At 72.1% G+C, this 19,732-nt stretch carries 19 protein-coding genes; 9 read left to right on the top strand and 10 right to left on the bottom strand.

The window, feature by feature from the left end:
* Nucleotides 1-49: 49 nt before the first annotated feature.
* Nucleotides 50-808: an SAM-dependent chlorinase/fluorinase gene (locus I4J89_RS32885; RefSeq protein ID WP_196418030.1), complete on the bottom strand. Its 759-nt coding sequence runs from the start codon at nucleotides 806-808 to the stop codon at nucleotides 50-52.
* 32 nt (nucleotides 809-840) lie between these two features.
* The gene (locus I4J89_RS32890; RefSeq protein ID WP_196418031.1) at nucleotides 841-1,173 is read right to left on the bottom strand and encodes a hypothetical protein; all 333 of its coding nucleotides are present in this window, start codon (nucleotides 1,171-1,173) and stop codon (nucleotides 841-843) included.
* 35 nt (nucleotides 1,174-1,208) lie between these two features.
* On the opposite strand from I4J89_RS32890, the gene I4J89_RS32895 reads away from it, so the two are divergent.
* On the top strand, nucleotides 1,209-1,886 hold the full coding sequence (locus I4J89_RS32895; protein WP_196418032.1) for a class I SAM-dependent methyltransferase: 678 nt from the start codon (nucleotides 1,209-1,211) through the stop codon (nucleotides 1,884-1,886).
* On the opposite strand, the gene I4J89_RS32900 is transcribed toward I4J89_RS32895, so the two are convergent.
* The 3 genes from I4J89_RS32900 to I4J89_RS32910 form a co-directional block, all read right to left on the bottom strand.
* Nucleotides 1,883-2,620 carry an SDR family oxidoreductase gene (locus tag I4J89_RS32900; protein WP_309238570.1) on the bottom strand — a complete coding sequence of 246 codons (738 nt, stop codon included), beginning with the start codon at nucleotides 2,618-2,620 and terminating at the stop codon, nucleotides 1,883-1,885. The genes I4J89_RS32895 and I4J89_RS32900 overlap by 4 nt on opposite strands.
* Nucleotides 2,617-3,681 carry a DUF3616 domain-containing protein gene (locus tag I4J89_RS32905; protein WP_196418033.1) on the bottom strand — a complete coding sequence of 355 codons (1,065 nt, stop codon included), beginning with the start codon at nucleotides 3,679-3,681 and terminating at the stop codon, nucleotides 2,617-2,619. The genes I4J89_RS32900 and I4J89_RS32905 overlap by 4 nt, the downstream gene beginning before the upstream one ends.
* 105 nt (nucleotides 3,682-3,786) lie before the next feature.
* A complete protein-coding gene (locus tag I4J89_RS32910; RefSeq protein WP_196418034.1) occupies nucleotides 3,787-4,491 on the bottom strand; it encodes a TetR/AcrR family transcriptional regulator in 705 nt (234 codons plus the stop codon).
* Between the two features lie 115 nt (nucleotides 4,492-4,606).
* Between I4J89_RS32910 and I4J89_RS32915 the strand changes: the two genes are divergently transcribed.
* Complete coding sequence (locus tag I4J89_RS32915) at nucleotides 4,607-6,067, top strand: MFS transporter (protein WP_196418035.1); 1,461 nt, start codon at nucleotides 4,607-4,609, stop codon at nucleotides 6,065-6,067.
* 55 nt (nucleotides 6,068-6,122) lie between these two features.
* Here the strand turns inward: I4J89_RS32915 and I4J89_RS32920 are convergent, their stop codons facing one another.
* Together I4J89_RS32920 and I4J89_RS32925 are read right to left on the bottom strand one after the other, a co-directional pair.
* On the bottom strand, nucleotides 6,123-7,502 hold the full coding sequence (locus I4J89_RS32920; RefSeq protein ID WP_196418036.1) for a M20/M25/M40 family metallo-hydrolase: 1,380 nt from the start codon (nucleotides 7,500-7,502) through the stop codon (nucleotides 6,123-6,125).
* A gap of 49 nt (nucleotides 7,503-7,551) precedes the next feature.
* Complete coding sequence (locus tag I4J89_RS32925; RefSeq protein WP_196418037.1) at nucleotides 7,552-8,109, bottom strand: TetR/AcrR family transcriptional regulator; 558 nt, start codon at nucleotides 8,107-8,109, stop codon at nucleotides 7,552-7,554.
* A gap of 105 nt (nucleotides 8,110-8,214) precedes the next feature.
* Here I4J89_RS32925 and I4J89_RS32930 point away from each other — a divergent pair, with 105 nt between their 5' ends.
* The gene (locus tag I4J89_RS32930) at nucleotides 8,215-9,588 is read left to right on the top strand and encodes an FAD-dependent monooxygenase (protein ID WP_196418038.1); all 1,374 of its coding nucleotides are present in this window, start codon (nucleotides 8,215-8,217) and stop codon (nucleotides 9,586-9,588) included.
* Between the two features lie 66 nt (nucleotides 9,589-9,654).
* Here the strand turns inward: I4J89_RS32930 and I4J89_RS32935 are convergent, their stop codons facing one another.
* A complete protein-coding gene (locus I4J89_RS32935; protein WP_230859991.1) occupies nucleotides 9,655-10,365 on the bottom strand; it encodes a SanA/YdcF family protein in 711 nt (236 codons plus the stop codon).
* Nucleotides 10,366-10,419: 54 nt separating this feature from the next.
* Between I4J89_RS32935 and I4J89_RS32940 the strand changes: the two genes are divergently transcribed.
* Nucleotides 10,420-11,115, top strand: coding sequence for a GNAT family N-acetyltransferase (locus tag I4J89_RS32940; protein ID WP_230859992.1), 696 nt, complete (start codon nucleotides 10,420-10,422; stop codon nucleotides 11,113-11,115).
* A 19-nt stretch (nucleotides 11,116-11,134) separates the two neighbouring features.
* On the opposite strand, the gene I4J89_RS32945 is transcribed toward I4J89_RS32940, so the two are convergent.
* Nucleotides 11,135-11,941 carry a class I SAM-dependent methyltransferase gene (locus tag I4J89_RS32945; RefSeq protein ID WP_196418041.1) on the bottom strand — a complete coding sequence of 269 codons (807 nt, stop codon included), beginning with the start codon at nucleotides 11,939-11,941 and terminating at the stop codon, nucleotides 11,135-11,137.
* 109 nt (nucleotides 11,942-12,050) lie between these two features.
* Between I4J89_RS32945 and I4J89_RS32950 the strand changes: the two genes are divergently transcribed.
* A complete protein-coding gene (locus I4J89_RS32950) occupies nucleotides 12,051-12,725 on the top strand; it encodes a winged helix-turn-helix transcriptional regulator (protein WP_196418042.1) in 675 nt (224 codons plus the stop codon).
* Between the two features lie 155 nt (nucleotides 12,726-12,880).
* Here I4J89_RS32950 and I4J89_RS32955 read toward each other — a convergent pair whose 3' ends face one another.
* The gene (locus I4J89_RS32955; protein WP_196418043.1) at nucleotides 12,881-15,124 is read right to left on the bottom strand and encodes an exo-beta-d-1,3/1,6-glucosidase; all 2,244 of its coding nucleotides are present in this window, start codon (nucleotides 15,122-15,124) and stop codon (nucleotides 12,881-12,883) included.
* Between the two features lie 203 nt (nucleotides 15,125-15,327).
* Between I4J89_RS32955 and I4J89_RS32960 the strand changes: the two genes are divergently transcribed.
* From I4J89_RS32960 to egtD, 4 genes are read left to right on the top strand one after another with little or no spacing between them, the layout of a single operon-like run.
* Nucleotides 15,328-16,614: a glutamate-cysteine ligase family protein gene (locus I4J89_RS32960; protein WP_196418044.1), complete on the top strand. Its 1,287-nt coding sequence runs from the start codon at nucleotides 15,328-15,330 to the stop codon at nucleotides 16,612-16,614.
* Between the two features lie 15 nt (nucleotides 16,615-16,629).
* A complete protein-coding gene (egtB, locus tag I4J89_RS32965; RefSeq protein WP_196418045.1) occupies nucleotides 16,630-17,925 on the top strand; it encodes an ergothioneine biosynthesis protein EgtB in 1,296 nt (431 codons plus the stop codon).
* Nucleotides 17,925-18,668, top strand: coding sequence for an ergothioneine biosynthesis protein EgtC (egtC, locus tag I4J89_RS32970; protein WP_196418046.1), 744 nt, complete (start codon nucleotides 17,925-17,927; stop codon nucleotides 18,666-18,668). The genes egtB and egtC overlap by 1 nt, the downstream gene beginning before the upstream one ends.
* Nucleotides 18,665-19,618, top strand: a complete 954-nt coding sequence (gene egtD, locus I4J89_RS32975; RefSeq protein WP_196418047.1) for an L-histidine N(alpha)-methyltransferase — start codon at nucleotides 18,665-18,667, stop codon at nucleotides 19,616-19,618. Before egtC ends, egtD begins: the two co-directional genes overlap by 4 nt.
* The last annotated feature ends 114 nt before the right edge of the window (nucleotides 19,619-19,732 follow it).

A 19,732-nucleotide genomic window follows, 5' to 3' on the forward strand; every position in this document is an offset into this window, starting at 1 on the left:
CCGCTGACGGGCGGCCGCCTCCCCGGTGGCCGCCCTTTCGGCGCAGAGGTCAGGGGACGATCTCGATGGGCGTGCCGCCCCGCGGATCGCCGAAGAGCCGGGCCGCGTTGCCACCGCGGGCGAGCAGCTCGTACCAGGTGTGATCGTTCCAGCCCGAGCTGCCGGGGGCGAAGGACATCGTGCCGGCGCGTACCTCGAAGACGCCGTCGCTGACGGTCGCCTCGGCCTCCACCTCGCCGATCCGGACCCGCACCGTGGTGCCGACCGGTGCCGGGGCGGAGTCCCAGGTGGTCTTGAGATTGCCGTAGCCGTCGGTGTACGCGACCGCGTGCTCGGGCGGCGGCGCGACCGGCAGTTCGTCGCCGAGCAGGGTGTCGTCGCCGGCGGCCAGCGCGGCGAGGGCGTCCGGGAACACGTCGCGGGACCGGAACTGGGAGCCGTGGTCGGCGACGTCCACGGCGTGGACGGTGACGCCCTCGGCGGCCAGGAACGAGAGGCTGGCGCCGGACGCGACGCCGACCACGAGGACGCCGGACTCGAGCCGGGCGGCGGCGAGCCGTTCCCCGGCGTTTGCGGCGCGTGGTTCGTCCCGGTCCTGGCGGGGCGCGACGTTCGCGTACACGATGCGGTCCTGTGGTCCCTCGCCGAAGGCGAGCTGAGCCACGCAGAAGCCGGCGGCGACCGTGTCGAAGGCCGGTACCGGCACCGCGTTGACCTCGGCCGAGGGCAGGAGCTGGGCGATCTTCTGGCGTACCTCGGCGAAGGCGAGGTCGCCGGTGCCGTAGTCGGCGACGACGGTGACGAGCATGCTCGCAGACTATGTCCGCTGGTGCGCCCGGTTCATCGGTTTCTCAGCAAGCGTCGGGCGTGTGGCCGTTCGTCCTGGTCGACGCGGGTACAGCCGGAGGACTCCAGCGCCCAGTCGCCGGCCGTGAGCGCGGCGTCGATGCGGGCCCGGACCTCGTCCACCCGGTGCGGCTCGGTGGCGAAGAGGATCCGGAGCCGCAGCCGATCCCCGTCCGCCTGGGCGGCGGTGTGGTGCGGCGCGAGCGGGCACGGCGGCTCGTGCTCCCAATGCCCGCAGAGCGCGGTGGTGACCGCGGCTCCGGGCGCACCCGGATCCGTGCCGGGCCCGGGAATCAGCGTCGCCTGGTGGGCGTAGATCTGCCGCATGGCCGAACGGTATCCGGACTGCCAGGATGACTGCCATGAAGAACGGATACGACGGGACCGGTCCGGGCGCCTTCACCCCGGACGGTTGCGCGGTCGACCTGTACACCCGGCTTCCGGTGCGTGACGAGCCGCAGATCATCGCGAGCGCCGCGCCGCCGCCGGCGACGCTGCTCGAGCTGGGCGCCGGCGCCGGCCGGGTGACCAGGGCGCTGACCGCCATGGGGTACGCCGTAACCGCCGTCGACGAGTCTCCCGAGATGCTCGCGCACGTCACCGGAGCCCGGACCGTGTGCTCCAGCATCGAGGACCTCCGCCTGCCCGACCGGTACGACGTCGTGCTGCTCTCCTCGTTCCTGGTGCACGCCCCCGACCCGGCGGTCCGCGCCGCCCTGCTGGACACCTGCCGCCGGCACGTCACACCCGGTGGGGTCGTCCTGATCCAGCGGGAGGGCGTGGACTGGCACGAGCGGGTGCCCCGCGAGTCGCCGGCCGGTGACGGGATCGCCCGGGCGCTCGCCTCCGACGACCTGGGCGACGGCACCCGCAGCATCCGGTTCGAGTACGAGTTCCCGGACGCCACCTGGACCCAGGTGTTCCGTTCCCGGCCGCTCACGCCGGAGCAGTTCGAGGCGGCGCTGTCCGAGGCGGGCCTGGTCCTGGACCGCTACCTCACCTCGGACGGCATCTGGACCTGTTGCCGGGTCGCGGACTAGTCGATCGTGTGGCCGCCGTTCACGGTGATCCGCTCGCCGGTCACGAACCGGGCCGCGTCGGAGGCCACGAACGCCACCACGTCGGCGATGTCGGCCGGCGTGCCGATGCGGCCCAGTGGCACCTCCGCCACGTACCCGGCGGTGTCCGCGTCCCCGTGCCGTTCCACCGGGATCCAGCCGGGCGCCACGACGTTCACCGTGATGCCGTCGCGGCCCAGCTCCCGTGCCCAGGTCCGGGCCAGGCCGATCTGCGCGCCCTTCGCCGCGTTGTACGCCGACGCCCCGGGAAGGGCCCGCTCGAACGAGTCCGATCCGATGTGGATGAACCGGCCGCCACCCAGCTCACGCATGCCGGGCAGGGCCGCTTGGAGCAGTAGCGTCGGGCTCTTGACGAAGAACTCCAGTTGGTCGAGGTGGTCCTGCCAGGTCACCTGCTCGGCCGGGGCGGTCGGCTGGGGGCCGGTGGCGTTGGCGACGACGACCTGCACCGGGCCGAGCCGCTCGGTGGCGGCGGCGACGAGATCGCGTACCTCCGCCTCGTTCGTCACGTCGGCCCCCAGGGCCGCCGCTCGCCCGCCGGCGGCGATGATCTCGGCGGCCACCCGCTCGGCGCCGTCGGAGTCGGAACGGTAGTTGATCGCGACCGGCCGGCCGTCGGCGGCGAGCCGGCGCGCGATGTGCGCGCCGAGTCCCCGGGAGGCGCCGGTCACCAGAGCTGTACCCAAGATCGTCACGTAGGTAGAAGTAGCACGTCGGCGATGACCGCGCCGTCCTCGGTCAGGCGGATCGGCGCCGGGCTGTCGTAAACCACCAGGACCCGGTCCTCGCCGAGCAGGCTCATACCCTCGGCGTGATCGTCGCCCTCGCCGTAGGTGAGCTCCAGTTCCCGGCTGATCAGGTCGTCGCGGACGATCGACGGCTGCTCCACGCGGCAGGCGCCGTGCCAGCGGTAGACGCGTACCGGACCGTCCAGGTCCATCGTCGGACCGGCCAGGACCAGCAGGTCGTCGCGGTGCGGGCAGAGGTCGCGCACGCCGAGGCCGTTCAGGTCGAGCACATGCTTACGGTACGGCCGCCCGTCCTCGAACTTCCGCAGCCGCAACCGGGTGGGGTCGTCGTCGGTCACGTACGGCCGCAACTCCAGCACGAACGCCCAGCCGCGCAGCACCGGCCCGCGCAGCCCCAGGTAGACCCGATCGCCGCTGACCGCGATGCCCTCGATGTCCAGGCCGTTGTCCTTGCCCGGGATCGGGAGGAACGCTGCCAGGTGCTCGTCGTCGCGCAGCAGCCGGCGCAGGTCGTCGCGGACGCTGACGGCGGCGGCGTGATGGGTCACGCCGTCCACCTCCAACTCGCGTACCGGGGTGGGCACCCCGTCCACCTCGGTGATCGGCAGCCGGACCAGGATCTGCCGGTTGGCCTGGCCCTCCACCCGGGCCAGGCGGCGCAGCGCCTTCTGCCCGGCGTGCCGGTCCTTGATCTGCTTACGGCGCAGGCTGTGCGAACCGACCGCCCACAGGAAGTCGCCGGTCCGCGCCAGCCCTTCGACGTCGGCCTCCTCGTCGGCGTCGACGCCGGGCAGGTCGACGAAGTCCGCGAGCCGGAAGCTCGCCTCCGCGTCGAACTCGACGGGCCGATCCGGGTCGTCGGCGAGCAGCCGCTCGATGGTGGCGGTCTCGTCACCGGCGATCCAGAGGGCCCGCCGGTCCAGCCGGACCGCGGAGAGGTTGGTGTGCGTGGACGCGGCCTGCGACTTGTCGGAGAACCGCAGCCGCACCGTGTAGTCGACCGTCATGGTCAACATGGTTTCACCGGCGGTCCACCGCCGGGTCCGGGTCGCCGGACCGTGCCGCCCGTCCGACCAGGCCGGGGGCATGGCCCGTTCTCCCGATTGAACTTTTCACCGTGTCAGGGTCAGCGCGAGCCCGTTCAGGACCACCTCGAGGCCGTTGCGGAACTTCGTCTCGCGTACCTCCGCGGGGTCGGTCTCGTCGTCGCCGGAGGCGGCGGACAGGTGCGCGTAACCCGCGGCTGCCCGCCGGGCCGCGGGCAGCAGGCGCGCCACGAGCTCTGCCTCGGTCGCACCCGAGCGGGCCACCGTGGTGAGCCAGGCGGCCTCGGTGGTACTCATCCCGGTCACATACCCCAGCACGGTGTAGATCCCGCGATCCGGATCGGCGAAGCCGGCCGCCGCGAAGAGCGCGGCCAGCCGATTCGAGTGCGCCATCAGGTTGGGCCCGAGGTACGCGAGACCGGCCTGCGCGAGCACCGACGACAGCCACGGGTGGCGCAGAGCCGTCGCGCGGAAGGAGAGCGCCGCCGCGGTGACGTCAGCGCGCCAGTCGGGACCGGGGTCGGGCACGGTCATCTCGCCGAAGACCTCGTCGACGGCGAGTTCCAGCAGCTCCTCCTTGGTGGCGACGTGCCGGTAGAGCGAGGTGGCACCGGCGTTCAGCCGGCTGCCGAGCTTTCGCATGCTGAGCTGCTCGATCCCTTCGGCGTCGAGCACGGTGATCGCTTCCCGGACGATGCTCGCCCGGCTGAGTGCGGGTTGATCGGGTTGCCGCTGCTCGCGGGCCCAGACCGAAGGAATCTTCGCGGCCATGTCGCTCCTCTGCTGCGTACGTCGTTCGCATGAAGCGTACGCCAAATTGCACTTGCGTACAGCGTGCGCAGCTGCGTACGTTGTTCGCATCGCCCCGATCATTGGAGGAATTGCCATGGAAGCTCGTGATCCGCGCCGCTGGTGGATCCTGGTCGTGCTCTGCCTGAGCTCGCTGGTGCTGGTCATCGACAGCATGGCGCTCACCGTGGCGGTGCCGCCGATGACCGCGGACCTGGGCGCGACGGCCCAGGACATGCAGTGGATCCTCGACTCGTACATCCTGGTCTTCGCCGGTCTGTTGCTCACCTCCGGCAGCCTCGGCGACCGGTTCGGCCGTCGCCGGGTGATGATCATCGGCCTGGTTCTCTTCGGAGCCGCGTCACTCGCCGCGACGTATGTGCAGGATCCGATCGAGGTGATCGCCGCCCGGATCGCCATGGGGGTCGGTGGCGCCCTGATCATGCCGTCGACGTTGTCGATCCTGATCACGGTCTTCGACGCGGAGGAACGCAACAAGGCGATGGCCGCGTGGGGCTCGGTCTCCATGCTCGGCCTGGTGGGCAGTCCGGTGCTCGGCGGCGTCCTGATCGACCACTTCTCCTGGCGCTCGATCTTCTTCATCAACGTTCCGGTCGTGGTGCTCGCCATCGTCGCCGCGCTGGCCCTGATGCCGGAGTCCAAGGGCCCGTGGCAGAAGCCGGACCCGCTCGGTGCGATCCTCTCCGCCACCGGCATGGTCGCGCTGGTCTGGTGGATCATCGAGATCCCGCACGGCGGCTCGCTGATCACCCTGGGCATCGCGGTGCTGGCCCTGGTCGGCTTCGTGATCTGGGAGAACGTCACCTCGTCGCCGATGGTCCCGCTGGCCCTCTTCAAGAACCGTGACTTCAGTGGTGGCTCGCTCTCGCTGACCCTGGTGCAGGTCGGCAACGGTGGCCTGCTGCTGGTCTTCACCCAGTACCTGCAGTTCGTGCTCGGCTACTCGCCGATCAAGGCCGGCCTGGCGTTCGTGCCGCTCGCCGTGGCCGCGCTGATCGGCAACGCGACCGGTGCGGCGCTGGCCGCGAAGGTCGGCAACCGGGCGCTCGTGCTCACCGGGATGCTGGTGATGGCCGGCGCGTTCGTCCTGCTCGCCACGGTCTCCGCGTCGACCGGCTTCCTCGTGGCGGCGATCGGGCTGGGGCTGCTCGGCGTCGGCGCGGGCCTGGCCATGCCGGCGGCCATCAGTGCGCTGATGGGGACCATCCCGCCTGCGCAGGCCGGGGTCGGATCGGCGCTCAACGACACCATCCAGCAGGCCGGGACCGCGCTCGGCGTCGCCATCCTCGGCTCGCTGCTGACCAGCGGCTACCGGGCTGAGATGCCGGCCGGAGCGCCCGCGGAGGCCCGGGAGTCGATCCTCGGCGCGGCCGGCGACCCGGCCCTGGCGGCGGCCGCGCGGGAAGCCTTCACCAGCGCGATGTCGACCACCTTCACGATCAGCGCGATCGGGGTGGTTGCGGCGGCGGTGCTGGCGGCGGTCGTCATGCGGGGTCGCAAGCCGGCGCCGGAGCGCGAGGAGGTCCTCGCCGGCTGACCACACGGCGGCGCGGAGGTGGGGAGTCCAGCCCGGACTCCCCACATTTCAGCCGTCAGCCGGGTTGGGGTGCGGCAGCGGGGCTGCGAAGGCCGGACCGGCCGACCGCCCGGACACCGAAGAAGACGTTGTCCTTGGAGATGTCGACGGTCACGGAGGTGACGTTGCCGACCGGGATCACGTGCTCCCAGTCGGGAGCGGTGGTCTCGCGCCAGACCACCTCGTAGCCCGCCAGGTCCGCTTCGGTGCCGGCCTGCCAGCGCAGGGTGGTCTCGTTGGTGAGCTGCGTGGTGTCGATGACGACGCCGCGCGGGGTGCCGGGTGCCTGGGCCAAAGACCAGAGAGTGGCGGCATTCACCCTGGCGACGCGTGCGATGTAGTCGAAGTCGCAGAATTCGACCAGGTCCCCGTACTGGATGCCGTTCTCGACGCGGACGTCCTGGTGTTCGTGGGCGAAGTTCTCCCGGGGCTCGGTGAAGCGGGCCGCCGGGTAGCCGCGCAACAGGAACGAGATGTGGTCGCTGCCGCGCAGGTAGCGGTCGCGGCGCCAGATCGGCCGGACGTTCATGCCGGTCTGCGGGTTCTCCGCGACGTCCTCGACGAACCGGCCGAGCTGGCGGGAGGGGCCGTCGTTCTCGCCGCCGACGCTGCGCCGCACGTTGGCCTGCGCGGCGGTCTCCGCGGTGGGTACGCCCTCGACGAAGAGCCGTACGGTGCGCGGGTCGGGTCTGGTGCCGTCGCCGGGGTTGCCGGTGCCGACGATGTCGTTGCTGAACATCGCCTGGATGTCGGCGTTGGCGTCCTTGTACCGCTGGGCCATGTGGTCGGAGCCGTAGAGGCCCTGTTCCTCGCCGGCGACCGCGGCGAAGACCAGGGTGGCGGCGGGGGAGCGGGTGGCGAGCACCCGGGCCAGCTCCATGATCACCGCGACGCCGGACGCGTCGTCGTCGGCGCCGGGCGCGTCACTCACCGCGTCCAGCACGTCGGAGGCGCGGGAGTCGTAGTGGCCGGTCACCACGTAGATCCGCTCCGGCGAGGTGCTGCCGCGCAGGGTGGCGATCACGTTGGTGATCGTGGTGGGCACCGGGATCCGCGGCGAGACGGGCTGGACGAACGACTGGAGCTCGACGGTCATCCGGCCCGCGGAGGCGGACGCGTACTCCTGGAGCTGCTGGTGGATCCAGTCCCGTGCGGCGCCGATGCCGCGTGCCGGGTCGGTCTGCGAGGAGAGGGTGTGCCGGGTGCCGAAGGAGGCCAGCTTCCGCACGATCGCCTCGATCCGGTCCGCGTCGATCTCGCGGAGGATCCTGCGCAGGTCGGCGTCCGGCGGGTGCTTGCGCGGGCCGGCCGCCTGTGCGGCCGGCGAGGAGCCGACCAGCGGTGCTGCGGCCGCGGCGGCAGCGGTCACGGACAGGAAGGTACGCCTTCTGGCCATGGGAGACACTCTCGTCCACCCCGGACGAGATGTCCATGGCCATCGATATTCAGATCGTGCCGGTGAGGTAGCGCTGGACGGTCGGCGCCAGCCAGGCGATCGCCGTCTCCCGGTCCAGCGCGACGACCGGCGGCAGGCGCAGCACGAACCGGCAGAGCGCGAAGCCGAGCATCTGTGTGGCGATCATGCCGGCCCGGGTGGGTGCCTCCGCCGGGTCCGGTGCCACCCGGGCGGCGAGCGGGCCGACCTGGGCGGCGAAGAGGCCGCGCATCCGCTCGGCCGCGGCCTCCTGGGTGACCGCGGCGCGCAGCAGGGCGAGCAGTGTCTCGTCACCCTCCCAGCGGCTGATGAAGTGGCTGACCAGGAGGGTGCCCAGCTGGTCGGCCGGTGCGCCGGTCAGGTCGGGCATGCGCAGGTCGAACTCGGCCGCCGCGGCGAACAGCCGCTCCTTGTTGCCGTAGTAGCGCATGACCATCGACGGGTCGATGCGCGCGTCGGCGGCGATCGCGCGGATGGTGGCCCGCTCGAACCCGTCGGCGGCGAACCGCTCCCGCGCGGCGGTCAGGATCGCGGCCCGGGTGGCGTCGGAGCGTCGTGGTGCGGTCATGCCCTCAGGCTATGCCAACAAGTGTTTGCCAACAAGTGTTGACTCGATCTCGTGAGAGCGCCTACCGTTGCCAACAAGTGTTGGCAAACTGATCGGAGAAGCGTCATGCACACCACCGTCGCCATCGTCGGAGCCGGACCGACCGGCCTGCTGCTCGCCGGGGACCTGGCCCTCGCCGGAGTTCCGGTGACCCTCTACGAACGTCGCAGCGACACGTCCAACCTCACCCGGGCGTTCGGCGTGCACGCCCGCACGCTGGAGCTCCTCGACGCCCGCGGGCTCGCCGACGAGATCCTCACCACCGGTGTCCGGATCGACCGGCTCCGGCTCTTCGACCGCATCCGGCTCGACCTGTCCCGGCTGCCGTCCCGCTTCCCGTTCCTGTTGATCACGCCGCAGTACCACGTGGAGCGGTCCCTGGAGGAGCGGGCGGTCAAGGCCGGCGCTCGGATCGTGCGCGGCGCGCGCCTCACCGGCCTGCGCCAGGACGACTCCCGGGTGACGCTCGAGTTCGGCGAGGACACGGCCACCGCCGACTACGTGGTGGGCACCGACGGCGTGCACAGCGTCGTCCGCTCCGCACTCGGGCTGCCGTTCCCGGGCCGTGCCGTGCTCACCTCGATCATGCTGGCCGACGTGCGCCTGGCGCGGCCGCCGGAGGACGTGCTGGCGGTCAACGCGATCGGTGACGCGTTCGCGATGGTCGCCCCGTTCGGCGACGGGTGGTACCGGGTCTTCGCCTGGGACCGCCGCCGTCAGGTCACCGATCAGACCCCGGTAACGCTCGACGAGATCCGCGCGGTGCTCGACCGGGTGCACGGCACCGACTTCGGGCTCGGCGAGGCGCGCTGGCTGTCCCGGTTCCACAGCGACGAGCGGCAGGCGCCGCGCTACCGGGTGGGACGGGTCTTCCTCGCCGGGGACGCGGCACACGTGCACTCACCGGCCGGTGGCCAGGGCATGAACACCGGGCTGCAGGACGCGGCGAACCTCTCCTGGAAACTCGCCGCCGCGGTGCGGGGCTGGGCGCCGGACGGGCTGCTGGACACCTACCAGGCGGAGCGCCACCCGGTCGGCGAGCTGGTCCTGCGCAGCAGCGGCGCGCTGATCCGGATGGCCATGGTCCGGTCCACGGTGGGCCGGTGGGCCCGCAACACCGCGGGCTCCGTGCTGCTGAGGCTGCCGCCGGTGGTCCGGCGCGCGACCGGCGTCATCTCCGGCGTCGGCATCTCCTATCCGGGCGCGCCGCGCGCGGAGGACGTGGCCCTGCGGGGCGGCGAGCGCCTTTACGAGGCGCTGCGCGAGGGCAAATACGTGCTGATCACCGGTTCCCCCGTTCCGGGACATGCGGACCGCCTGCGCGTGGCGGCGCCGGAGGCGGACTCCGGCGAGGCGAGGCTGATCCGGCCGGACGGCTATGTTGCGTGGCACGGACCGGCCGCCGAGGCCGCGGCGGTGCTGCCCCGCTTCCTGCCGTAGGCGATCCGCGGACCGCGCCCGAGGGGACGAGCTGTGATCGAGATTCGCGGGCGCCGGCCGGAGAGGTCAGCTGTCGCTGACCGCGGCGTCCACCCCGGTCTCGCGGCGGCCCAGGAAGACCGGGTCGCGCTGGGAGAGCACGTCGAGAGCGGCCTTGAGGGCGGCGCCGTGCTCGCGGACCTCGCCGCGCAGCCATTGCGGGCGGTAGACGCGTACCGAGTCGTCGCCCACCCCGGTGGCGTCGACGCCGAGTGTCCGGCAGAGGGCCACGGCGCGCTGGAGGTGGAAGTCCTGGGTGACCACGATGGCCCGGTTCACCCCGAAGATCCGGTGAGCGCGTGAGCAGGAGTCGTACGTGTCGAACCCGGCGTGGTCCAGGATCACCTGACTCGCCGGTACGCCCCGGGCGACGAGCCAGACCAGCATCGCGCCCGGCTCGTCGTAGTCCCAGTCGGCGTGGTCGCCGGAGACCAGGATCGCCTTCACCTTGCCGGCCCGGTAGAGCTGACGGGCGGTCTCCAGTCGCGCGGCCAGGAACGCCGAGGGCTGGCCGCCCGGCAGGACCTGGGCGCCGAGGACCAGCGCGACCGGGGCGGGTGGGACGGACCCCAGGTCGTGGACGTGGTCTTCCGCGGTCACGCGTACCCAATGATCCGCGCCGGCGATGGCGCTGACCACGAGGGTCGCGCTCAGCGCGCCCACCGTGACCAGCCGGTTGAGGACGGCGCGCGGGGAGGGAAGCTTCGGCACCGGCCCGAGGATGTCAGATTCGGTCAACGAACCGTCACCCTGGCATCGGGCCGGACAGCTTCGATGCGGCAGCATGGCGTCATGACCGAACGGGATCCCCTGATTCGCTGGGCGGTCGCCGCCCGGGATGCCCGCGTCTGGCGCCGCCCGGACGCGGTGATCGTGGCCTGCCCCGATCTGTCGCACTGGGACCGGCTCGTGATGGACGGCGACCCGGACGCGCTTGCGCTACTGGTCCGCGAGGTGCTGCCCGAGGTGACCGGCGACTTCCGGCCGTTCGGTGCGGAGCAGCTGGTCGCCGCGGTGGTCGAGCGGGTCACGGAGCTGGAGGTCAGCGCCCGGTTCGCGTGGATGGAGACCACCGAGCCGGTCGGTTCCCGCGCGCCGGGGGACCACAAGCCGGCCTGGCTGCCGGAGGACGCCTGGCCCGAGGTGAGCGAGCTCATCGAGGAATCGTTTCCGGACTCCTACGCGAAACCCGGCGACACCGACGTGCGGCGCTGGGCGGGCATCAGGGACGACGGTGGACGGCTGATCGCGGTCGCCGCGGAGGCCTGGTCCACCGACGAGATCGGCTTCCTGGCCGGAGTGACCACCCGCCCGGACGCCCGCGGCCGGGGCCTGGCGGCGGAGTTGTGCGGGTTCGTCGCGGACGACCAGCTGGTGGGGCGGGAGCGGGTGGCCCTGCTCGCGGACTACTGGAACACCGCGGCCATCGCCACCTACCGCAAGCTGGGCTTCACCCTCCGGCCGGTGGCGGCCGCCCGGCAACGCTGACGGCCGCCGCCGGAAGGTGTCAGCCCGCACGCCGGGCGGTGTACAGCAGGTACTCCCAGTCCATGACGGCGCCGCCCTGGTCGAATCGGCGGGCCAGCGCGACCAGCTCGGAGTCCAGTGCGGCCACCTGGGACGGATCGTCGGCGATGTTCTTGTAGACCGCGATGGTCGGCCCGTACCGGCTCTTGAAGTAGTCCCGGAACGCCTCGGGACGGTCGAACAGATCGACCCGCAGGCTGCGGCGTTCCACGGTCACGTCCTCGACGCCACCACCGAACAGGCCGGCCAGGTGGGCGGGGTCGCCCCAGCGCGGCGGCGGCTGCGCACCCGGCGGGGGCGGCGGGGCGTACGGCTTCATCGTCGCGAACATCTGCCCGATGAACCCTTCCGGCGTCCAGTTGATCAGCCCGATGGTCCCGCCGGGCCGGCAGACCCGCAGCAGTTCACCGGCGGCGGCCTCGTGGTTCGGTGCGAACATGACGCCGATGCAGGAGATCACGGTGTCGAACTCGGCGGTCTCGAACGGTAGCGATTCGGCGTCCGCCTCCCGCCAGGTCAGCTTGGCGTCCAGGGAGGCCGCGTGCCGCTCGCCGACGGCCAGGAGCTCCGGGGTGAGGTCACTCGCCGTGACGGTGGCTCCGGCCCGCGCGGCGGGAATGGAGGCGTTGCCGGTGCCGGCGCCGACGTCGAGAACGGTCTTGCCCGGGCCGATGCCGGCCGCCTCGACGAGGACCGGCCCGAGTGGGGCGACGATCTCGCTGGCGAGGGCCGGATAGTCACCCGACGCCCACATCGCGCGGTGCTTGGCTTTCACAGGGTTGGTCATGCCTTCGACGCTAGAGATTCGGCGCCGATCCGGCCTAGTACATGATGTGTACCGCCACTGTCCGCAATCGGACGTCGCGCATTGATCGCGCCGGGCATATCGTCGCTGCATGGGCGCGTCTTACGGGCAGTTCTGCCCGGTCGCGAAGGCGATGGAGCTGCTGGACGAACGCTGGACCGTGCTGGTGATCCGGGAGCTGCTCTCCGGCAGCCGGCGCTTCAACGACCTGCGCCGCGGCCTGCCGCGGATGTCGCCGACACTGCTCTCCCGCCGCCTGCACCAGCTGACCGCGGCCGGCCTGATCGAGCGGCAGCAGTTCGGCGCCGAGGTGGAGTACACGCTGACCCCGGCCGGCAAGGAGCTGGAGTCGATCGTGATGGCGCTCGGTGTTTGGGGCACCCGGTGGATCCCCGAGCTGGGCGACCGCGATCTGGACCCGAAACTGCTGCTCTGGGACATGCACCGGGAGATCGATCACAGCGCGGTGCCGCGCCGGCGGACGGTGCTGCACTTCAGCTTCCCGGCCGCGCCGCCCAAGCTGCGGGACTGGTGGCTGGTGATCCGGCCGGACGACGTCGATCTCTGCGACGTCGATCCCGGGCACGAGGTGGACCTGCTGGTCACCGCCGATCTGCGCGGCCTCACCGACGTCTGGCTCGGCAAGCGCACCTGGGACGCCGCGCTCCGGGCCGGCGAGCTGCGCTTCACCGGCCCGGAGAAACTGCGCCGGGCGATGCCCGGCTGGTTCAAGAGGTCCGCTTTCGCCAGCATTCCGAGACCTTGACCCATTCGGGGTACGAGTAATCGCCGAGTCCCGCCGCTCCCGCGCGACGTCCGCGCCCGCTCCCGTCCGCAGCGCGGCCGCCGGGAAATGGCAGGTGGCTTCCGGGCGCAGCGGAAGCCACCTGAATCTCGGCAGGCGCGGGAGCCGCCTGAATCTCAGCTGATCCGGAACTTCGCGGAGTGCAGGGACGACGGGCGGGAGTCCGGGCCGACGAGCAGCTCGAAGTCGCCCGCCTCGACGACCCGCCGGCCGTCGGCGTCGACAAGCGTGCACACGCTCGCCGGCACCTCCAGCTCGACCGTGACGCTCTCTCCCGCCGGCACGCTGACCTGCCGGTACGCCTTCAACTCCCGGGCCGCCCAGGTCACGCTGGTCACCAGGTCGCTGACGTACACCTGCACGGTCTCCAGCGCGGGTCGCGTTCCGGTGTTGGTGAGCCGCACCGTCGCCCGCACCACACCGTCGGCCGGAACGTCGGGTTCGCCGATGGTCAGACCGTCGTAGACCACCGTCGTGTAGCTGAGCCCCTCACCGAAGGCGAAGAGCGGATCCTGGGTGAGGTCGGCGTACCGGGTGCCGTGCTGGCCACGCAGCTGGTTGTAGTAGATCGGCTGCTGGCCGGCGTGCCGGGCGGCCGAGATGGGCATCCGGCCGGTCGGCTCGATCAGGCCGAGGAGCAGCTCGGCGATCGCCTGCCCGCCGCGCATGCCCGGGTTGAACGCCTGGATGATCGCGGACGCCTCGAGCGCCGACGGCGGCAGCACGTGCGGCTTCGAGTCGATCAGCACGACGATCATCGGGGTGCCGGTGGCGGCGACCGCGTCGAGCAGGGCGATCTGGCCGCCCTGGAGTTCCAGGGTGGCGGTGGACTTGCCCTCGCCGGTGAGGTCGACCGTGTCCCCGACCACCACGACCGCGTAGTCGGCCTGCTCGGCGGCGGCCGTGGCAGCGGTGAGACGCAGCGGGGAGGCCGGGATCGGCTGCGCGATGGCGGGTCGCGGCTGCCCGTCCGGGAACGTCTCGCCGTCCGGGTCCGGCACCAGCCGGACGATCTCCGCTCCCGGCTCGTGGACGACCTCCCAGTCCGCGGGCACGGCTTTCAGGAGCCCGTCCAGCACGGTGGAGGTCAGCTCGCGGGGGTGGCCGTCGGGCATCCAGTCCACCTGGCCGGAGTTGCCGGCCCAGTCGCCGAGCTGCGCCGACACGTCGTGGGCGTTGGGCCCGAGCACCGCGATCCGCCGGGATCCGCCGGACGGCAGGGGGAGTACGCCGTCGTTGCGCAGCAGGACCAGCGACCGGCGGGCCACCTCGAGGTTGAGCTCGGTGTGCGCCGGGGCGCCGATCACCGCCCGCTGCCGCTCGGCGTCCGGGGTACGCGGGTTCTCGAAGAGGCCCAGCTCGAACTTGAGGCGCAGGATCCGGCGTACCGCGGCGTCGATGTCGTTCTCGGTCAGCAGCCCGCGCCGGATCGCCTCCTGGGCGCCTTCGAAGAAGGCGGGTGTGACCATGACCACATCGTTGCCGGCCTTCACGGCGGCCGCGGCCGCCTCGGCGTAGTCGGCGCAGACCTTCTGCTCCCAGACCATCCGGCCGACGTTGTCCCAGTCGGTGACGAGCGTGCCGGTGAAGCCCCACTCGTCCTTGAGCACGTCGTTGAGCAGCCACTTGTTGGCGGTGATCGGCACGCCGTCCATCGACTGGTAGCCGAGCATGAAGACCGCGCAGCCTTCCTGGGCGGCCCGCTCGAACGGCGGCAGGAACCAGGAGCGCAGCTTGCGCCGGCTGATGTCGGCCTCGCTCGCGTCCCGGCCGCCCTGGGTCTCCGAGTACCCGGCGAAGTGCTTGGCGGTCGCCAGGATCGCGGTCGGGTCGGTGAGCCCGCCGCCCTGGTAGCCGCGGATCATCGCGGCGCCCAGTTCGCCGATCAGGTACGGGTCCTCGCCGAAAGTTTCGTCCACCCGGCCCCAGCGCAGGTCGCGAGCGATGCAGAGGACCGGGGAGAAGGTCCAGTGGATGCCGGTGGCGGCGGCCTCGATCGCCGTGATCCGCGCCACTTTCTCGACCAGCTCGGGGTCCCAGGTGGCGGCCATCGCGAGCTGGGTGGGGAAGACCGTGGCACCGGGCCAGAAGCCGTGGCCGTGGATGCAGTCCTCCGCGGTGATCAGCGGGATCCGCAGCCGGGTGCGTGCGACCAGCTCAGCGGCCTCGACCAGCTTGGCCGGGGAGGTGTGCAGGATGGAACCGGCCAGCTTCTCCAGGACGATCTCGCCGAGGTCCTGGCGGGCGTCGAGCTGGAGCATCTGCCCGACCTTCTCGGGCAAGGTCATGCGGCCCAGCAGATCCTCCACGCGCTCCGTCGTGGGGCGCGAGGAGTCCTGGTACGGGAAGTCTGCGGGCATGTGTTGCCTCCGGTGGCGATGAACACGAACGGTTCGGAGTCTTCCAGTACGGAACCGGTTCCGGCACCCCACCCCGGTTCCGGAACTTTGCGATCTCCGTTCACCCGGGCGGGGAAGCGGATTTACCCGGATGCCGGTATGGTCCTCACTGGACCGCACGCATCGAGGTTGAATTATCACCTTGAGTCACCGTGAGGGGGAACATGGGTTCGGCCGACCGGGTCCTCAGACGGACCAGCGAAGCGATCGAACACATCTCCGGCATTTGTTTCAAGACCGGCCCGCCCCGGCGGATCGGCGCCGAACTGGAATGGACCACGCACCCCGCCGCCGACCCGTCCGCGTACCTGCGTACTGATCAGCTGGCCACCGCGCTGGGTGAGCACGCACCCCGCTCGCTCGGCAACCCGCACCCCGTGCCACTGCCCGCCGGAGGCACGGTCACCGTCGAACCGGGCGGCCAGGTCGAGATCTCCTCGGCCCCGGCGGACTCGCTGACCGCCCTGCACGCCGTCGTCACCGCCGACCGCGACACCCTCGCCGAGCTGCTGGCCCGCTCTGGGATCGTCCTCGGTGAGCGCGGGCTCGACCCGTACCGGGCGCCCCGGCGAATTCTCGACACTCCCCGCTACGCCGCCATGGAGCGCGCCTTCGACGATGCCGGGCGCACCATGATGGGTGCCACGGCCGGACTCCAGGTCTGCCTCGACGGCGGTACGCCGGACCGGTGGGCCGCCCTGCACGAGTGGGGTCCGGCGCTGATCGCCCTCTTCGCCAACTCCCGGTTCCGCGCCGGCCGGGACACCGGCTGGGCGTCCGCGCGGATGGCCGCCTGGTACGGCATCGACCCGCGCCGCACCGCGCCGGTGCCGCTCACCGGCGACCCGGCCGAGACCTGGGCCCGGTACGCGCTGGACGCCCCGCTGCTCTGCGTCCGCCGCGACGGCGACCGGTGGGACGCCCCACCCGGGACCACGTTCGCCGACTGGATCGAGACCGGTGGCATCGAACGCCGCTGGACCGGTCCGGGCCGGATCAGCGCACGCCGGATCGGTGCCCGGCTGCGCGGCAAGCCGAGGGCCGCCGAGCCGGTCGAGCGCCCACCCACCCTGACCGACCTGGACTACCACCTGAACACCCTCTTCCCGCCGGTACGGCCGCGGGGCTACCTCGAGGTCCGCTACCTGGACACCCAGCCGGCCGGGCAGTGGATCGCTCCGGTCGCGGTGCTGACCGCCCTGCTCGCTGACGAGGCGGTCACCGACCGGGCGCGAGGGCTCGCCGCCGGGGCCGCCGACCGGTGGCATCCCGCCGCCCGGCACGGGCTGGCCGACCCCGCCGTGCGTACCGCGGCCGCCGGCCTGGCCGATCTGGCCTGCCGCAATCTGGCCGCCACCGGCCTGCCACACGCCGTCCGCGACACCGTCGCCGACGTCGTCTCCCGTCGCCTGCACGCCGCCGTCTCCGGCCGGCTGATGAAAACCGCCTGAGGAGGGACCCCGCACATGACCCAGGACCTGCGGCTCACCATCGCCGCCGAACTGGAACGCACCCGGGCCCGGACAGCGCTGCTCACCGACGCCGTCGACGACACCGATCTGATCCGCCAGCACTCACCGCTGATGTCCCCGCTGGTCTGGGACCTGGCGCACGTCGGCAACCAGGAGGAACTCTGGCTGGTCCGGGACGTGGGCGGCCGCGACCCGGTACGCCAGGACATCGACGAGCTGTACGACGCCTTCAAACACGCCCGCCGGGACCGCCCGGCCCTGCCGCTGCTGGATCCCGGGCAGGCCCGGGCCTATGTCGCCCAGGTCCGCCAGAAGGCCCTGGACGTGCTGGACCGGGTGCGCTTCGAACCGGATCGGCGCCTGGTCGACAACGGTTTCGCGTTCGGCATGATCGTGCAGCACGAGCAGCAGCACGACGAGACCATGCTGTCCACCCACCAGTTGCGGGCCGGCTCACCGGTGCTGACCGCGCCCGCGCCGCCACCCTCGGCGGCCCCGGTGACCGGGGAGGTGCTCATCCCCGGCGGCCGATTCGTGATGGGTACGGACACCGACCCGTGGGCGCTGGACAACGAGCGGCCCGCGCACACCGTCGACGTCCCGGCGTTCCGGATCGACGCCGCGCCGGTCACCAACGCGCAGTACCTGGCCTTCATCGACGCCGGCGGCTACGACGACCCGCGCTGGTGGAGCCCGCGCGGGTGGGAGCACCGGAACAACGCGGGTCTTCAAGCACCGCTGCACTGGATCCGGGATCCCGGCGGCTGGCTGTACCGGCGGTTCGGCCGGGTCGAGCCGGTGCGGGGCGACGAGCCGGTGGTGCACGTCTGCTGGTTCGAGGCGGAGGCGTACGCGGCGTGGGCCGGCAAGCGGCTGCCCACCGAGGCCGAGTGGGAGAAGGCGGCCCGCTGGGATCCGGCGACCGGGCGGTCACGCCGCTTCCCCTGGGGTGACGACCCGCCCGGTCCCGAACACGCCAACCTGGGACAGCGGCATCTGGCGCCGGCGCCGGTGGGCGCCTACCCGGGCGGCGCCTCCCCGCTCGGCGTGCACCAGCTGATCGGTGACGTCTGGGAGTGGGTCTCGTCCGGGTTCGAGGCCTATCCGGGGTTCGCCGCGTTCCCGTACCGGGAGTACTCCGAGGTGTTCTTCGGCGGCGACTACCGGGTGCTGCGCGGCGGCTCGTTCGGCACCGACCGGGCCGCCTGCCGGGGCACCTTCCGCAACTGGGACCACCCGATCCGGCGGCAGATCTTCAGCGGCTTCCGCTGCGCCAAGGACGTCGCCTAGTGTGCCGCCACCTCGGTTACCTCGGCTCACCCGTACCCCTATCAGATCTGCTGCTGGACCCACCGCACGCGCTGGTGAAGCAGGCCTGGGCGCCGCGCGACATGCGCGGCGGAGGCACCATCAACGCCGACGGCTTCGGCGTCGGCTGGTATCCGCCCGGCGCCGAGGCGCCGGTGCGGTACCGCAGCGCGATGCCGATCTGGACCGACGCGTCGCTGCCCGCGCTCGCGGGCGCGACGTCGGCGGGCGCGCTGCTCGCCGCGGTGCGCTCGGCGACGGTCGGCCTGCCGGTGGTGGAGACCGCGGCGGCACCGTTCGCGGACGGCCGGTGGCTGTTCAGCCACAACGGCGTGGTGCGTGGCTGGCCGGGCACGATCGCCGGCCTGGCCGGCGAGATCCCGGTGGAGGATCTGCTCACGCTGGACGCGCCCACCGACTCGGCGGCCTTATGGGCATTGGTACGCGCGAGGCTGCGCGCCGGTGAGCCCGCGGCGAAGGCCGTCGCCACCGTGGCCGGCGAGGTCGCCGCCAGCGCACCCGGATCCCGGCTCAACCTGCTGCTCACCGACGGAACCCAGCTGGTCGCGACCACTCTCGGCCACTCGCTGTCGGTCCGCTCCCGGCGCGACTCGGTGCTCATCGCCTCCGAACCGCTCGACGCCGATCCGTCCTGGCGGTCGGTACCGGACGGCCGCCTGGTCGTCGCCACCGCCTCCGCGCTTCTCATCGAGGAGATTTCGTGATCAAGCTGATCGACGACCGGGATCTGGCCCGGTCGCTGCGGACCGACGTGCGTGCCGGTCTGACCGCCGCGCCGAAACAGCTGCCGCCCAAGTACTTCTACGACGCCCGGGGCAGCGAGCTGTTCGAGGAGATCACCCGCCTGCCGGAGTACTACCCGACCCGTACCGAGCGGGCCATCCTCACCCGGCGCGCGCCGGACATCGCCCGGATCACCGAGGCGAAGACGCTTGTCGAGCTGGGTTCCGGCTCGTCGGAGAAGACCCGGCTGCTGCTCGACGCCATGCTCGGGCACGGCACGCTCGGGTCGTTCGTGCCGCTCGACGTCTCGGAGGCCGCGCTGGCGGGTGCCGTCACCGCGCTGAACCACACCTATCCGGGACTGACCGTCAGCGGGGTCGTCGGCGACTTCGTCGAGCACCTGTCGTACCTGCCGGAGGGTGACAACCGGGTGGTCGCGTTCCTCGGCGGCACCCTCGGCAACCTGGAGCCGGCCGAGCGGGCCGGATTCCTGGCCGGGCTGCGCGCGGTGCTGCAGGACGGTGAGTGGCTGCTGCTCGGCGCCGACCTGGTCAAGGACCCGGCGGTGCTGGTCCCGGCGTACGACGACGCGGCCGGGGTGACGGCCGACTTCAACCGCAACGTGCTCCGGGTGATCAACCGGGAGCTGGGCGGCGACTTCGACCCGGACGCCTTCGAGCATGTCGCGCTCTGGGACCCGGACCGCGAGTGGATCGAGATGCGCCTGCGGTCCCGGGCCGCTCAGTCCGCCCGCATCCGGGACCTGGACCTGACGGTCGGGTTCGCGGCGGGGGAGGAGCTGCGTACCGAGGTCTCGGCGAAGTTCCGCCAGGAGGGACTGGCCGCCGAGCTGGCCGCGGCCGGTCTCACACTACGGCACTGGTGGACCGATCCGCGGAACTGGTTCGGGGTGGCCCTCGCCCAGGCATGAACGCTGACGAAGGGGTACGCCGTCCTCCGACGGCGTACCCCTTCCGCGTCCGGTGGAATGCGGTTGCCGCGGGGCTCTGCGAGTTGATACGGTCTTCTGCATAGTCATGCGGAG

It is taken from the genome of Actinoplanes aureus (assembly GCF_015704865.1).
Classification (GTDB): domain Bacteria; phylum Actinomycetota; class Actinomycetes; order Mycobacteriales; family Micromonosporaceae; genus Actinoplanes; species Actinoplanes aureus.

Coding starts and splice junctions, on each gene's coding strand:
- I4J89_RS32885 (WP_196418030.1), bottom strand. CDS start 808: ATGCTCGTCACCGTCGTCGCCGACTACGGCACCGGCGACCTCGCCTTC.
- I4J89_RS32890 (WP_196418031.1), bottom strand. CDS start 1,173: ATGCGGCAGATCTACGCCCACCAGGCGACGCTGATTCCCGGGCCCGGC.
- I4J89_RS32895 (WP_196418032.1), top strand. CDS start 1,209: ATGAAGAACGGATACGACGGGACCGGTCCGGGCGCCTTCACCCCGGAC.
- I4J89_RS32905 (WP_196418033.1), bottom strand. CDS start 3,681: ATGACGGTCGACTACACGGTGCGGCTGCGGTTCTCCGACAAGTCGCAG.
- I4J89_RS32910 (WP_196418034.1), bottom strand. CDS start 4,491: ATGGCCGCGAAGATTCCTTCGGTCTGGGCCCGCGAGCAGCGGCAACCC.
- I4J89_RS32915 (WP_196418035.1), top strand. CDS start 4,607: ATGGAAGCTCGTGATCCGCGCCGCTGGTGGATCCTGGTCGTGCTCTGC.
- I4J89_RS32920 (WP_196418036.1), bottom strand. CDS start 7,502: ATGGCCAGAAGGCGTACCTTCCTGTCCGTGACCGCTGCCGCCGCGGCC.
- I4J89_RS32925 (WP_196418037.1), bottom strand. CDS start 8,109: ATGACCGCACCACGACGCTCCGACGCCACCCGGGCCGCGATCCTGACC.
- I4J89_RS32930 (WP_196418038.1), top strand. CDS start 8,215: ATGCACACCACCGTCGCCATCGTCGGAGCCGGACCGACCGGCCTGCTG.
- I4J89_RS32940 (WP_230859992.1), top strand. CDS start 10,420: ATGACCGAACGGGATCCCCTGATTCGCTGGGCGGTCGCCGCCCGGGAT.
- I4J89_RS32945 (WP_196418041.1), bottom strand. CDS start 11,941: ATGACCAACCCTGTGAAAGCCAAGCACCGCGCGATGTGGGCGTCGGGT.
- I4J89_RS32950 (WP_196418042.1), top strand. CDS start 12,051: ATGGGCGCGTCTTACGGGCAGTTCTGCCCGGTCGCGAAGGCGATGGAG.
- I4J89_RS32955 (WP_196418043.1), bottom strand. CDS start 15,124: ATGCCCGCAGACTTCCCGTACCAGGACTCCTCGCGCCCCACGACGGAG.
- I4J89_RS32960 (WP_196418044.1), top strand. CDS start 15,328: ATGGGTTCGGCCGACCGGGTCCTCAGACGGACCAGCGAAGCGATCGAA.
- egtB (WP_196418045.1), top strand. CDS start 16,630: ATGACCCAGGACCTGCGGCTCACCATCGCCGCCGAACTGGAACGCACC.